Origin of the sequence: Pseudomonas sp., assembly GCF_002796985.1 — a bacterium.
Taxonomy (GTDB): Bacteria; Pseudomonadota; Gammaproteobacteria; order Pseudomonadales; family Pseudomonadaceae; genus Pseudomonas.
Genome location: NZ_PEKX01000005.1, coordinates 13,915 through 27,664 on the forward strand (window position 1 = coordinate 13,915; position 13,750 = coordinate 27,664).

Genomic DNA, 13,750 nt, shown 5'->3' on the forward strand with positions numbered 1-13,750 from the left:
CCCTCAGGCCACCAGCGGGCGCGGATGCCGCAGGTAGTCGTTGACGATCGCCCTGGCGGTCCACAGGGCCAGGGCGCAGAGAGTGCCGGTGGGGTTGTAGCCGGCGTTGTTGGGGAAGGAGGAGGCGCCCAGGACGAACAGGTTGTGGGCGTCCCAGTGCTGCTGGAACGGGTTGAGCACCGAGGTGCCGGGGTCGGCGCCCATCACTGCGCCGCCGATGGTGTGGGAGCTGTCGTAGGCGCGGAACGGTGAGTTGCGCTGGGCGGGGAAGGCGACGCTCTCCCAGGAGTGGGCGCCGAGTTCATGGCAGATCTGCTCGATCTTCAGGCGGATGAATTCGGCCATGCGCCGGTCGTTTTCGTTGTAGTCGAAGGTCATGCGCAGCAGCGGCTGGCCGTTGGCATCGCGGTAGGTCGGGTCCAGCGAGAGGTAGCTGTCGTCGTGGGAATACGAGGTGCCCTGGCCCTGGATCTTGGCGTAGTTCTGGTAGCTGTGGCGGAAGGCCTTTTTCCATTCGCTGCCCCATTGCCGGGTTCCCGGCGGGACGCGGTCGGCCATGCTGATCGGAGTGCCCTGGTCGGACAGCGCCTGGATGCCCGCGCCGCCGATGAAGCCCAGGCCGGTGTGGTCGAAATTGTCGCCGTTGAAGTCGTCGATCTGCGTGGACAGCGCGCCGGTGGAGATGAAGGGGTTCATGTACTCATCGTCGAAGTACAGGAAGCCGTAGGACATGGTCTGGTAGCTGTAGGCGCGGCCGAGCGTTCCCGTGCGGCTTGCCGGGTCGTAGGGCTGGCCGATCTGCGAGAGCAACAGCAGGCGGACGTTGTCCAGCTGGTAGGCGGCGACCACGACGATGTCCGCCGGCTGGAAGCCGACCCCGCCGGCCGAGTCGAGGAAGGTGACGCCGGAGACGGTGCGGTCGGCGTGGATCTTTTCGATTTTCAGCACCGTGCATTCGGTTAGCAGGGTGAAGTTGGGGCGGTTCATCAACGCCGGGATGACACAGGCGTTGGGGGACGACTTCGACCAGTTGCCGCAACCGTAGAAGCCGCAGTAACCGCAATAGGTACAGGGCGCGAGGTTGACGCCCAGCGGGTTGGTGTAGGGCGCGCCAACGGTGCCGGCGGGGATGGGGAAGGGGTGGTAGCCCATGCGCTGGGTGGCGGCATGGAACAGCTCGTTCCAGTGCGAGCGTTCCAGCGGCGGTGTCGGGTACTCGCTGCTGCGCGAGCCTTCGAAGGGGTTGCCGCCGGCAACCGTCTGGTTGTTGAGCACGCCGGCCTTGCCGGAAATGCCCGCGATTTTCTCGAAGCGGTCGTAGTGTGGTTCGAGGTCGTCGTAGCTGACGCCCCAATCCTGAACGATCAGCCCCCTGGCCAGCGGCATGCCGGCATAGCGCTGGCGCACCCGCGTGGCCATCTGGAAGTCGGCGGGGGAGAAGCGCCAGGCGTTCGCCGCCCAGTGCTTGCCGGCCCCACCGACGCTGTTGCCCATCTGCCAGCTGTTCCAGTCGCGCCCCGGCAGGGCGATCTGCGAGGGACTGTTGCGGAAGGTCAGGGTCTCGACGCCCGGCGGCCTCAGCGCTTCGCGGCGCACGCCGTAGCGCAGTTCGTCCGCGGCAATGTTCGGCGGGTAGTTGCGGTGCGTCTGCTCCCAGGCGCCACGGTCGATGGCGACCACTTTCAATCCGGCGCGGGTCAGTTCTTCAGCCATCAACGAGCCGGACCAGCCCAGCCCGACGATGACCACATCGGCTTTCTCACGGGTGTAATGCATGGGTGTACCTCGTGTGTGGAAGCGGTCAGATACGTCCGATCAGGCTTACGGGCTGGATATCCAGTGGTTGTCCCTTGAGGGCCACGACATCGCGGTAGTCGTAGCGCGCGCCGGGGAAACCGATCATTTTCCAGCCGACCATGTCGCGGTTGCCGCCATAAATCGGGTCGGCCAGGAAGCCTTCGCGGACATTGCCCAGCAACAGCGAAAAGAACGCCCCGGAGGTAATGAAGGAGAAGGGAATGACACCGGCTTCCAGTTGTTCCAGGTACTGGTCCTGAATGTCTTCGGATAATTGCGAGAAGGGCTTGTCGTAGCGGTAGCGGCAATCCTTGTCGAGCTCTGCAAGTCCCCTTCGATAGATATCGGCGGGCGCCAGAGGCGACTGATCGCCTTGCTCGGGAGTGCCCTGTACGAAGGGTTTGGATTGAAAGCGGGAGCGGCCTTTTCCATAGTCACCCGCCAACTGGTGATCGATGAACACCACGCATCCCGCTTCGGAGGCGCTGGTGGACAGCTCATCGGCGGGAATCAGACGATCGAAAATGGCCTTGACCTGGGTGGCTTCGTGCTTATCGAAGAACAGGCGCAGCTCGGGGTTTACTGGTGCTGGCGGCAAGGTGTCGGCGCTGGCCCAGTGACGCCCGCCAGGCAGTATCTGGCTGGTGGCGCCGACCGGGCGCAGCAGGGTGGCGAGGGTGGCGCTGCCGATCAGGACAAGGCCGGACTTCAGTGTGTTTCGGCGGTTCATGAAAGCTCCTCCAGTACGCATCGGCTGCTGGGTCGAACCGGTTGGCCGCCGTTCTTGGCCGAGAGTGAGAAGAGACGCCGATGGACATGCCGCTACAGGCAGTCAATGGATAATTCGGCCTGACCGAATGCGGTTGCAGCGAATCAATACGGTGATCGCCTGCAATAGCCTGGCCCCAGGTGAACGACGGAAGTAGGAGGAAAGCGGAAGTTGTGAAGTTGTTGGTTGATATGAGCCGGTTGTTGTAGGGCGTTTGGGAAGTGTCCTAGGGCTCTTATGGTTTAAAGGGTTTGTTCAGTTATCTTTTATAACGGCACAGGTAATTAACGGTGTCGATGAAAGTTCCGCATTCCAGTGGCATGAATGGGTTGCTTCCACTGTTTGTGCACTACCCGTCAGCAGCGGGTAAAACCCGCCGCCGGCTGGCTATGGGCCGCTGAGAGGCTTGCGGAAGGTGGTGACGCCGCGCCCGGCGCAAACGCCGGTGCGGGTGTATGGCATGACGCGCCGAGCGTCGGGCTGGGCGCGGTAGACGGTTATTGCGCTACTTCCTGCAGGGGCGGCGCGCTTTCCAGGCGATTGCGGCCAGCGGCCTTGGCGCGGTACAGCGCGCGGTCGGCGGCTTCGATCAAGGCCTTGGGGTTGATGTCAGTGCCGCCGGGCAGGGTGGCGATGCCGATGCTCGCGGTGATGCGCCCGAGCGGGCTGCCGACGTGGGCCAGGTTGGCCTGCTGCAAGCGCTGCATGAACTGTTCGGCCACCGCCAGGGCGCCGTCCACGCCGGTGTTGGGCAGGATCACCGCCAGCTCTTCGCCGCCGTAGCGGGCGGCGAGGTCGGCGGGGCGCCGTACGCTGTCAGCGAGGACACGGCCGACTCGGCGCAGGCAGTCGTCGCCGGCCGGGTGGCCGTAGGTGTCGTTGAAGCGCTTGAAGTGGTCCACGTCGATCAGCAGCAGTCCCAGCGGCGTGCGTTCGCGGTGGGCGCGACGCAGTTCGGCGATCAGGTGCTCGTCGAAGCTGCGGCGGTTCTCAAGGCCGGTGAGCGGGTCGCGGGAGGCCAGCACTTCCAGCTGGCGGTTGGCCTTGAGCAGGTCTTCGCGGGCGTCGCGCAGCAGTTGTTCGGTGCCGATGCGGCGCTGGATGGCGAGGATCAGCAGGCTGCCGATCACCACGATGACCATCAGCAGGCCGAAGGCGATGGCGATCGTGCGCAGGGCATCGGCTCTCCAGGCGGCGAGGGCTTCGTCCTTGCCCAGGGCCACTGAGGTTACCAGCGGGTAGCGCTCGTTCTTGCGGAAGGCGTAGATGCGTTCGATGCCGTCCAGCGAGGAGGCGAAGGTCGCGCTGCCGACCGTGGCGTTGTCCAGGTACTGGGTGAAGATCGGTGAGCGCGAAAGCACCCGGCCCATGTCGCTTTCGCGGAAGGGATAGCGCACCAGCACCTGGCCGTTGCTGGTGGCCACGCCGATGGCGCCGGTCGTGCCGATGTCGATCTTGCCGAACAGGCGGAGGAAGTCCGGCACGCCGAGGGCAGCGACTATCACCCCGGCGAAGTTGCCCTGGGCGTCGTTGTAGCGGCGGCTGACGGTGATCACCCAGACTCCGCTGGAGCGGCTGTGGATTGGCCCGCCGATGTAGGCATCCAGCGATGGGTTGTCGCGGTGGTGGATGAAGTAGGCGCGGTCGGCGCTGTTGGAGCCGGGCGGGAAGGGGCCGGTGGAGGTCATCAGCCAGTTGCCCTGGGCGTCGTAGATGCTGACACCGTCGAGCTGGCCGAGCAGCTGCTGCTGGTCCTGCACCAGGTTGTTCAGTCGTTGCAGCTGGAGCCCATCGCGGCCTTCGTGTTCCAGGCGTTCAACCAGGCCGAGCAGGAGCATGGAGCTCTGGGTGACGATGCCTTCGACGTAGGTGTCCAGCGCCTGGGTGAGGTTGAGGTTGTGCGTGGTGGCCTCGGCCAGCGTGCGCTCGCGGGCCGACCATAGCTCCCAGGCCGTGGCGGCGGCCACGGTGAGGCTGATGATCGACAGCAGGAGGATGGCAAGGCGGATGTCGCGTTTCACTCTGGCCTCGTTGGGGCGGTCCCTGTGGCGGTTGCCGTGCGCCGCGGGCATCGCCCCGCAGCAGAGCAGGGAGACGCCGGCCACGCGCGCCGGGTTACGTGTCGCTCGTCAGACACTTGGCATGCCGCTGAGGTGCACACGGTTGCGGCCTTTCTGTTTCGCGACGTACAGGTGCTGGTCGCAGCGTGCGAGCAGCTCGCGCGGTTCTCGCAGGCCGCCCTCGTTGGCCATCGCCGCCCCCAGGCTGATGGTCAGGTGGCGCAGGCTGTCGGGCCGGTAGAGATGCTCGATGCCCAGGCTCGCCACCTGTTCGCGCAACCGCTCGGCGACGCCGCGCAGGTCTTCGGCGCTGGTCGCCTCCAGCAGGATGGCGAACTCCTCGCCGCCATAACGATAGACGTTGGCGCGCCCGCCGCGCAGGGTACCCACCAGGCTCTCGGCGACCTGGCACAGGCAGCGGTCGCCGGCCTGGTGGCCGTAGTGGTCGTTGTAGGGCTTGAAGAAGTCGATGTCGGCCATCAGCAGGGCGAACGGCCGGCCGTGGGCGTGCATGCCGTGCCAGCTCTCGTTGAGCTGCAGGTCCAGCGAGCGGCGGTTGCCCACGCCGGTGAGGCCGTCGGTGGCGGCCAGCTCCTGCAGGCGCAGGTTGAGGGTGGCGAGTTCCGCGCGCTGGCGGCGCTCCTCGAGGTCGGCGAGGAAGGCCTGGCGCACGCCCTTGATGTTGGTCCAGCTGATGAACAGGCTGAACAGCGCGATGGGCAGGTAGACCAGGGTGAAGATCAGCAGCGGCTTGGCGGCGCCGTCGTGGATCAGCCAGACGTTGTAGAGGATGATCGTCGTGATGATCGCCGAGACTATGGCGATGCCCTTGAAGGAGTAGCGCACGCCGAGGTTGCCCAGCAGCACGAAGACCACCGAGGCGTAGAGGAAGAAGGGCACGTCGGGCGAGGCGCTGCGCTTGAGCAACTCGAACCAGGCAATGGTGGAGATGATGTCGTGTACCGGCATCAGCAGGTCCATCACCAGCACGCTGCGGCTGAAGCGGAACACCAGGAAGATGTTGATCAGGCCGATCAGGCTCAGGCCCGCGCGCAGGAGCAGCGATTCCCTGGCCACGTCCGGGATCAGCAGGGCGTCGGCCAGGACGTAGGAGTCATAGGCAGCCATGGCGATGAAGTTGATCGCCAACAGGAAGCGCCGGTAATGCTGGACCACGTACGCCTTGTAGGCATCCTGCAGGCGCGGCGGAATTCTCCCCTGGTGCTGCCGGGGAGGAACGGCGGGAAACTCGGGTACGGTCATCGAGAGTGGGAGCCTGTGTCTGCCATCCAGGGCGAATGCTGGCCAAGGGCTAGAGTAGGGTGCGACATCCGCGCCGTCCAGCGTGGCGACGCAGAGGGAGTGCCAGCGTGGCGGTGTGGTGGGATTGGTTCTCTCGACCTGGTGCTGATTGGCTCTTTATAAGGTGCCAATGCGCCGGCATGATGACCGTCATCACCTACTGCCGGGGTCTTTCATGTACGTACCTGCACATTTCGAGGAAACCCGCCCGGACGAGCTGCACCGGCTGATCCGCGAGTATCCCCTGGGCATCCTGGTGACCGGCCACGACGGCCTGCTGGACGCCAACCACCTGCCGTTCGAGCTGGAACTCTCCGGCGAGCAACCGCTGCTGCGCGCCCACGTCGCCCGCAGCAACCCGGTGTGGCAGGAGGCCGACGGCGAGGAGGTGTTGATCATCTTCCGTGGCGAGCACGCCTACGTTTCGCCCAACTGGTACCCGAGCAAGCACGAAGAGCACCGCCAGGTGCCGACCTGGAACTACCAGGTGGTGCATGTTCGTGGTCGCCTCAAGGTCATGGACGAGGAGCGCTTCGTGCGTGGCGTGGTCGGCCGCCTGACCCGCACCCACGAGGCCGCTGAAGCCAAGCCTTGGAAGATGAGCGACTCCACCCCCGAGTTCATCAGCGGCATGCTGGCGAACATCGTCGGTATCGAGGTGGAGATCAGCGAGATCGTCGGCAAATCCAAGCTCAGTCAGAACAAGGAAGAGCACGATCGCCTGGGTGCCGCCGAGCGGCTGGAGCAACTCGGCAGTGGCGAGCTTTCCTTGGCGATGAAGCGCGCGCTGGACTGAGCCCGGGCCGGTGAGGCCTGTTCCAGACATGCCCGCATGTTTCGAAAGGTTGGCGGATCGGTTGTGTGGAATGTAATAATATTACAATTCAATCGCAATTGATTCCGCCCATGACCTCCGCATTGAACACCGCAACACCCTCAATCGCCAATGCCGCTACCCGACTCCATTCCATCGATGCCCTGCGCGGGCTGGTGATCCTCTTCATGCTGCTGGATCACGTCCGCGAGACGTTCTACCTGCACCTGCAGGTGAGCGACCCGATGGACGTGACCCAGACCGACCCCGCGCTGTTCTTCAGCCGCACCCTGGCGCACCTGTGCGCGCCGGTATTCGTCTTCCTCACCGGGCTTTCCGCCTTCCTCTATGGCGAGAAGCACGAGGGCCGCGCGGCGGTCTCGGCCTTCCTGTTCAAGCGCGGGCTGTTCCTGGTGCTGCTTGAAATCACCCTGGTGAACTTCGCGTGGACCTTCCAGTTTCCGCCGCAGGTCATCTACCTGCAGGTGATCTGGGCCATCGGCCTGAGCATGCTGACGCTTTCCGTACTGGTCTGGCTGCCGCGCGCCGCGCTGGTGGTGCTGGGAGTGGCGCTGGTGGCCGGGCACAACCTGCTCGATGGGCTGCACTTCGCGCCCGGCGACTGGGCCCATGTGCCCTGGGCGGTGCTGCATGATCGCGGCTGGATCGAGGTGGGTGATGCGCTGCGCTTGCGCACGTCCTATCCGCTGCTGCCGTGGATCGGGGTGATCGCCCTCGGGTACGCCGCCGGCCCCTGGTTCGGTCGTTCTGCCGATGCTGCCCGGCGCACCCGCAACCTGCTGCTGGCAGCGGCCATCGCGCTGGGCGGTTTCATCGTCCTGCGCCTGAACAACGGTTATGGCGAGAAGCCCTGGGGCGATGGTGATAGCGACCTGCAACTGCTGATGAGCTTCTTCAACATCACCAAGTACCCGCCGTCGCTACTGTTCCTGGCGCTGACCCTGGGCCTCGGCCTGCTCCTGCTGGTGTTCTTCGAGCGCCGAGGGCAGGGCGCACTGGCGCGCTGGCTGGCTGTGTTCGGCGCGGCGCCGATGTTCTTCTACCTGCTGCACCTCTATGTGCTGAAGCTGCTCTATCTGGCCGCCGCGGCAATCTGGGGGCTGAACCACGGGCAGTACTTCGGCTTCGATTCGGTGTGGGCGGTCTGGGGTGGTGCGCTGGTGTTGATCGTCGCCCTGTACCCGCCGGTGCACTGGTTCGCCGGGCTCAAGGCCCGTCGTCGCGATATCGCCTGGCTGAAGTACCTGTGAGGCTGCGCAGTTCCGCAGTGCTGCTGGCGCTGTCCGCGCCGGCGTTCGGCGCGGCGCAGGAGGAGTCCGGCGGTTTCGTCGAGGACAGCCGCTGGAGCCTGCTCAACCGCACGGTGTTCGACCGGCGCGAGTACCTCCACGGCGACCGCAACAGTGGCGCGCGCAATGCCTACAAGCCTCGCAGCGAGCGCAATGGCTATGCGGAGGAGTGGGCCTACGGGCTGATGGGCAGCCTGCAGTCAGGCTTCACCCGGGGCAGCGTCGGATTGGGGTTGGACGCGCACCTCTACCAGGGCGTGCTGCTGGACAGCGGCGGTGGGCGTGCCGGAAAGGCCCGGCTGGTCGGCCTGGATAACGAAGGCCATCCCAAGGACAGCTTCGCTCGTGGCGGCGCGGCGCTGAAGGCGCGGGTATCGTCGACGACTCTGTGGTGGGGTGAGCAGCGGGTGAAGACGCCGGTATTCAGCTCGTCCGACAGCCGCCTGCTGCCGGAAACGGCCACCGGTTTCTTCCTCTCCAGCGAGGAGTTCTCCGGGCTGCGGCTGGTGGCCGGGCACTTCACCGAAAGCACTGATCGCAACGCCTCCAGCCATGATCGCGGCTTCGTGGTGAACTACTCCAACGCCCGCCAGGGCGATGCCTTCGACCTCGCGGGCTTCACTTATGCGCCGGCCAAGTCGGCGAGCCTGAGCCTGTTCACCTCGCGCTACGACGACAGTTGGCGCCAGGATTACCTCGGCGGCACCTTCAGCCAGCCGTTGGGGCAGGGGCAGGATCTGTCGCTGAACCTCAACCTCTACCGCACCCGCGACACCGGTCAGGCGTTCTCGGGACGTATCGACAACACCACCTGGAGCCTGCTCGGCGGCTACGGTTTCGGCGCACACCGGCTGAGTGTCGGTTACCAGCAGGTCGAGGGCGACACGCCGTTCGACTACGTGACGCGTGGGGCGATTTTCCTCACCAACGCGGTGCAGCTATCGGACTTCAATGCGCCCAACGAACGCTCCTGGCAGTTGCGCTATGACCTGGACCTGGCTTGCTTCGGCGCGCCGGGGTTGTCGATGGCAGCGGCCTACGTGCGTGGCACGGACATCGATGGCAGCCACGCCGACCCGCGTGGTGGCTACGCGTACCTGGGGTACGGCGAGGGCGGCAAGCACTGGGAGCGCGACCTGATGCTTCAATACCGCGTGCCGGAAGGTCCGGCCAAGGGGCTGCGGCTGGTGCTGATGCACAACAGCCACCGCGCCAACGCCGCGCAGGCGGAGCTCAATACCGATCAGCTGAGGGTTGCCGTGGAATACCCGCTGGACGGCGGCTTCTGATCAGAACCCGCCGAGCAGGTCGTGGGCGTCGAGCAGGCGCCAGGCGATCTCCGGGTTCCTCTCCAGGCCCCGGCGGATCGCGGCGGGTATGGCTTGGCGGGTCTTGCGACAGAGACCGGGCTGCTCGTCGAAGTCGAATTCGATGCCGCGCATGGTGCGCACTTCGTTGAAGCCGGGGGCGATGTGCAGACGGATGCCAAGCTGCTCGTAGAGCTTGTGCTGCATGCGCTCCAGGTCCGCCAGGTCCTTGAGGTTCTCCAGCCGCTCCAGCAGGCGCTGCTCCTCGTGCCGGGTGAGCAGCAGGATGCGCAGGTCGGCGTCGGGCTGTTCCAGCAGGCGTTCCCGGTCGCAGTTGCAGGCGCCGGGCGGGCATTGCTGGCGGAGCGGGGGAGTGGCGGTCATGTCCCGATCATAGCGGGGGATCGGGGAATTGCGCAGAGGTAGCGTGCCTTGCTGGCTTGGTAAACAGCCTGCCCGTAGTATGTACGGAGGGGCGAATGAGCTCGAGTGGGTGGTTGGGCAGGTTCATTGAGTAAAATTATTATTCTTTAGGTGCAAATGCACCCGGAGAGTCTCCTTGGGATAAGTGCTTTCCGGTGCGTATTAGCGTCAACTTTCATCGGGGGAACTGGTTGAGGATGCGTGCACTGCGCTCGCGTATGCCGTCTTGGGGCCTGCGTTAGCTCCGGTTTTTGGGATTCAGGGCTCTGACATAAGACTGTGCGATTTGTATGGTTTCGATCGGTTTGGGTGGCTATAAGTATGTATGATAAGTTTCGGCGTGCCGAGTCTGTTGATGTGCTGAGAGGTTATTCAGCGCTCTTTGTAGTGTTTTCACATATATCAATTTGCTGGCCTTACGCTTCGTCTGTTTGGCCTTGGTTGAAATGGACGCCTGTCAGGGTGTTTTTTTCTGGGCATCAGGCTGTATATTTGTTTTTTGTTTTGTCCGGTTTTGCCCTGGCGTGCATGATTAGTAGTGTGCAAGGTAAGTTTTATTTAAGATATCTGGCATCTAGATTGGCTCGTCTTTATGTGCCTTTTGTTTTTTCTCTGGCTTTTTCAGTTGCTGGATACTATTTGCTGAGTTTCGCCGGATTTCATTGGGAGAAAGGTTGGCTAAATGCGCCGAAGCCTGTCTTGACCTATGATGTTATTGTTAATCATCTGACTTGGTTGGGTGTCTATGATGCAAGTGAGATAAATACGCCTGTCTGGACGCTCGTGCATGAGATGCGGGTGTCTATAGTGTTTCCGCTGATTTATTTGTTTATTCGGCGCTGGAATCACAGGGCGTTGCTGTGCTTTGTCTTGTTGAATCTGTTGATTCTGGTGTATGGCTTTCTCCAGCCGTCCACATGGACGATGCCACGACACAATATTCTGACGACCGTGCAAATAGCCGGGTTTTTTGCGGCGGGAGCGTGGGTGGCTTTGAATATTGACGAGCTTTTAAAGTGGTGCTCTCTTCTCTCTGGAACCAGAAGGATGGGAATGTGGTTTCTCGCCCTTTCGTTGTACGCTTATCCATTTGATAATCCATGGTCTCCGCCGCAGCGGATGATCGGAGACCTTGTGACGGGGGCGGGGGTGATGCTGCTCATCGTGATGTCATTCAGTATAAAAAAAGAGTCTGTATTCTTCCTGCTGGGGAGATGGCTCGGAAAAATATCATATAGCTTGTATTTGACCCATTATGTTGTGGTTTATGCGTGTTTGATAGTTCTATTGCCGAGGTATGGGGCGGCGGCTGTATGGGGATTGGCGGTCCCTCTGAGTTTGATTTTTGGCTACCTTGGATATTTGCTAGTTGAGCGGCCCTGCATTCGATTGAGTAGAGCAATCTTTAGATCGAAAGCGCTTGTCAGAAATAACGGGCCCGTCACCAGTGCTATGTCTTGAATTGCTGTTCGTGAAGATCCCAATGAAGCAGGTCTCGTTCATCTTGCGCAGGTGCTGTTTATCACTCGATAGATTTGTCCATCAAGGATAGCCTGATACTGAACTTTGCTGTGGCAAGATGTAGCTGAGTACATTAATGCGAAAGGCCCCCGCCTTTATTTCGTGGAGGGGGCTCTACAGCGTCTCAGGCCGCGCTTGCAGCGAGAGCCTAATGCGCCGGCTTGCGAATGGTCTTGAGCAGGTCTTCCGGGCTGATCTGCCCGACGATCTGGTTCACGCCGTCGCTGCCCGGTAGCGGCAGGCCGAGGATGTGGCCCTTGATCTTGCCGATCACATGCATCTCGCACGGCTTGCAATCGAACTTCAGGGTCAGCACTTCGTCGCCGTGGATCAGTTGCATCGGCTGCACCTTGGTGCGCACGCCAGTGACGCCCTTGGCCTGTTTCGGACACAGGTTGAAGGAGAAGCGCAGGCAGTGCTTGGTGATCATCACCGGCACTTCACCCGTTTCTTCATGCGCCTCGTAGGCGGCGTCGATCAACTGCACGCCGTGGCGGTGGTAAAACGCGCGGGCCTTCTCGTTGTAGACGTTGAACAGGAAGGACAGGTGCGCTTCCGGGTAGACCGGCGGCGGGGTCGTCTCGGCCTTGCGGCCGCCGCGTGGGTGGGCCTGGATGCGCGCTTCGGTCAGCGCCTCGATGGCCTCGCGGCGCAACGCCTTGAGCTGGGAGTTGGGGATGAAGAACGCCTGCGGAGCGTCCAACTCGATGCTGTCGGCGTGGTACTGGGTGGTGCCCAACTGGCCGAGCAGGTCGTGCAACTGGTCCAGTGCCTGTTCCGGCTTGTTGGCGGCGCCGAACGGGCCGTCCAGGGCGACGCTGGCGCTGACGCCTTCCTCGCTGGTGGCGGTCAGTTCCAGGCGCTCTTCGCGCAGCCTGGCGACCCACGACAGGCCGACACGGCGCTCGGCGGAGGTCTTCTGCAGCGCCTGCTGCCAGTTGTGGTCGAGGTTACGTGACAGCGGGTGGTTCGGGCGCAGGCGGTACAGGCCCTCGTGCATTTCGTTGGGCTCGACGCGGTAGCGGTAGCGCTTCTCGCCATCCTCTTCGAACTCGCCCTTGGGCTCGGCGATGTTGGCGCGGAAGCCGACCACTTCGCGCTTCACCAGCACGTTGAGGCCATCACCGTTGGACAGCGGCTCCTGGGTCACCACCAGCATGTCGCGCTTGCCGACTTTCTCCACGGTGCCCACCAGCAGGCCGGTGAAGGTCGGCGAGTCGAAGGCGCCGATATCGACCTTGCGGTCGGTGACGAAGTAGTCGGTGCTGCCGCGGTGGAAGGTCTTGTCCGGATCGGGCACGAAGAAGTGGTCGGTGCGGCCGCTGGAAGCGCGGGCCAGGTCCGGGCGCTCGGCGAGAATGCCGTCCAGCAACTGGCGGTAATAGGCGGTGATGTTCTTCACGTAGCCCATGTCCTTGTAGCGCCCTTCGATCTTGAAGGAGCGCACGCCGGCGTCGACCAGGGCGCTGAGGTTGGCACTCTGGTTGTTGTCCTTCATCGACAACAGGTGTTTTTCGAAGGCCACCACGCGGCCCTGGTCATCCTTCAGGGTGTAGGGCAGACGGCAGGCCTGGGAGCAGTCGCCGCGGTTGGCGCTGCGGCCAGTCTGGGCGTGGGAGATGTTGCACTGGCCGGAGAAGGCCACGCACAGCGCGCCGTGGATGAAGAACTCGATGGCGGCATCGGTCTCGTCGGCGATGGCGCGGATTTCCTGCAGGTTCAGCTCACGGGCCAGTACCAGCTGTGAGAAGCCGGCCTGGTCGAGGAACTTCGCCCGGCCCAGGGTACGGATATCGGTCTGGGTGCTGGCGTGCAGCTCGATCGGCGGGATGTCCAGTTCCATGATGCCCATGTCCTGCACGATCAGCGCATCGACGCCGGCGTCGTAGAGCTGGTGGATCAGCGTACGCGCCGCTTCCAGCTCGTTGTCGTGGAGGATGGTGTTGATCGTGGTGAACACCCGCGCGTGGTAGCGGCGGGCGAACTCCACCAACTGGGCGATATCGCTCACATCGTTGCTGGCGTTGTGCCGGGCGCCGAAGCTTGGGCCGCCGATATAGATGGCATCGGCGCCATGCAGGATGGCCTCGCGGGCGATGGCCACATCGCGGGCAGGGCTGAGCAGTTCCAGATGGTGTTTGGGCAGGGACATGGTTTCTTCTTTATCAGGCGTGCTTATCAGGTGTGCTTTTCAGGTACGGCACGGGCAATCGCGCATTGTACCGGCCAAACGCCGCGCCGGCACCCGTGGCGTGCCGGGCGGTGTAGCCCCTGGTCGCCTGCGATCCGCGGACAGCGCTGTGCCAACCATCGCTCCGGTCCTACCGGCTGACGCTTTGTAGGATGGCGTGGAGCGCAGCGATACCCATCAGTTCGCGCACCTGCAGCATGGGTATCGCTGCGTGTTCTGCCGGGAGACATAGGTAACGGTTGTCGGGGGACATGGG

Annotated in this window: 10 protein-coding genes; 4 read left to right on the top strand and 6 right to left on the bottom strand. The window is 63.3% G+C overall.

What is annotated here, in order from left to right; translation table 11 throughout:
* Positions 1-3 precede the first annotated feature (3 nt).
* From CTR55_RS04805 to CTR55_RS04820, 4 genes are all read right to left on the bottom strand, one after another.
* Positions 4-1,776, bottom strand: coding sequence for a GMC family oxidoreductase (locus tag CTR55_RS04805; RefSeq protein ID WP_296284415.1), 1,773 nt, complete (start codon positions 1,774-1,776; stop codon positions 4-6).
* 25 nt (positions 1,777-1,801) lie between these two features.
* Positions 1,802-2,527: a gluconate 2-dehydrogenase subunit 3 family protein gene (locus CTR55_RS04810; RefSeq protein WP_296284416.1), complete on the bottom strand. Its 726-nt coding sequence runs from the start codon at positions 2,525-2,527 to the stop codon at positions 1,802-1,804.
* 536 nt (positions 2,528-3,063) lie between these two features.
* Positions 3,064-4,587 carry a sensor domain-containing diguanylate cyclase gene (locus tag CTR55_RS04815; RefSeq protein WP_296284417.1) on the bottom strand — a complete coding sequence of 508 codons (1,524 nt, stop codon included), beginning with the start codon at positions 4,585-4,587 and terminating at the stop codon, positions 3,064-3,066.
* A 108-nt stretch (positions 4,588-4,695) separates the two neighbouring features.
* Complete coding sequence (locus CTR55_RS04820; RefSeq protein ID WP_296284418.1) at positions 4,696-5,889, bottom strand: GGDEF domain-containing protein; 1,194 nt, start codon at positions 5,887-5,889, stop codon at positions 4,696-4,698.
* Between the two features lie 214 nt (positions 5,890-6,103).
* On the opposite strand from CTR55_RS04820, the gene CTR55_RS04825 reads away from it, so the two are divergent.
* The 3 genes from CTR55_RS04825 (at position 6,104) to CTR55_RS04835 (ending at position 9,341) form a co-directional block, all read left to right on the top strand.
* Positions 6,104-6,724 (top strand): FMN-binding negative transcriptional regulator, encoded by a 621-nt coding sequence (locus CTR55_RS04825; RefSeq protein WP_296284419.1) that lies wholly within the window; start codon positions 6,104-6,106, stop codon positions 6,722-6,724.
* Between the two features lie 110 nt (positions 6,725-6,834).
* Positions 6,835-8,013: a DUF1624 domain-containing protein gene (locus tag CTR55_RS04830; protein WP_296284420.1), complete on the top strand. Its 1,179-nt coding sequence runs from the start codon at positions 6,835-6,837 to the stop codon at positions 8,011-8,013.
* Positions 8,010-9,341, top strand: a complete 1,332-nt coding sequence (locus CTR55_RS04835) for an OprD family porin (protein WP_296284421.1) — start codon at positions 8,010-8,012, stop codon at positions 9,339-9,341. The genes CTR55_RS04830 and CTR55_RS04835 overlap by 4 nt, the downstream gene beginning before the upstream one ends.
* Here CTR55_RS04835 and CTR55_RS04840 read toward each other — a convergent pair whose 3' ends face one another.
* Complete coding sequence (locus CTR55_RS04840) at positions 9,342-9,743, bottom strand: hypothetical protein (RefSeq protein WP_296284422.1); 402 nt, start codon at positions 9,741-9,743, stop codon at positions 9,342-9,344.
* Positions 9,744-10,103: 360 nt separating this feature from the next.
* Between CTR55_RS04840 and CTR55_RS04845 the strand changes: the two genes are divergently transcribed.
* A complete protein-coding gene (locus CTR55_RS04845) occupies positions 10,104-11,243 on the top strand; it encodes an acyltransferase (protein ID WP_296284423.1) in 1,140 nt (379 codons plus the stop codon).
* Between the two features lie 208 nt (positions 11,244-11,451).
* Here the strand turns inward: CTR55_RS04845 and CTR55_RS04850 are convergent, their stop codons facing one another.
* Positions 11,452-13,455 carry a U32 family peptidase gene (locus CTR55_RS04850; RefSeq protein WP_296284424.1) on the bottom strand — a complete coding sequence of 668 codons (2,004 nt, stop codon included), beginning with the start codon at positions 13,453-13,455 and terminating at the stop codon, positions 11,452-11,454.
* Positions 13,456-13,750 lie beyond the last annotated feature (295 nt).

What these genes read in the sequence shown, in the direction of transcription:
- CTR55_RS04805 (WP_296284415.1), bottom strand. Translation starts at nt 1,776, where the DNA reads ATGCATTACACCCGTGAGAAAGCCGATGTGGTCATCGTCGGGCTGGGC.
- CTR55_RS04810 (WP_296284416.1), bottom strand. Translation starts at nt 2,527, where the DNA reads ATGAACCGCCGAAACACACTGAAGTCCGGCCTTGTCCTGATCGGCAGC.
- CTR55_RS04820 (WP_296284418.1), bottom strand. Translation starts at nt 5,889, where the DNA reads ATGACCGTACCCGAGTTTCCCGCCGTTCCTCCCCGGCAGCACCAGGGG.
- CTR55_RS04825 (WP_296284419.1), top strand. Translation starts at nt 6,104, where the DNA reads ATGTACGTACCTGCACATTTCGAGGAAACCCGCCCGGACGAGCTGCAC.
- CTR55_RS04830 (WP_296284420.1), top strand. Translation starts at nt 6,835, where the DNA reads ATGACCTCCGCATTGAACACCGCAACACCCTCAATCGCCAATGCCGCT.
- CTR55_RS04840 (WP_296284422.1), bottom strand. Translation starts at nt 9,743, where the DNA reads ATGACCGCCACTCCCCCGCTCCGCCAGCAATGCCCGCCCGGCGCCTGC.
- CTR55_RS04845 (WP_296284423.1), top strand. Translation starts at nt 10,104, where the DNA reads ATGTATGATAAGTTTCGGCGTGCCGAGTCTGTTGATGTGCTGAGAGGT.
- CTR55_RS04850 (WP_296284424.1), bottom strand. Translation starts at nt 13,455, where the DNA reads ATGTCCCTGCCCAAACACCATCTGGAACTGCTCAGCCCTGCCCGCGAT.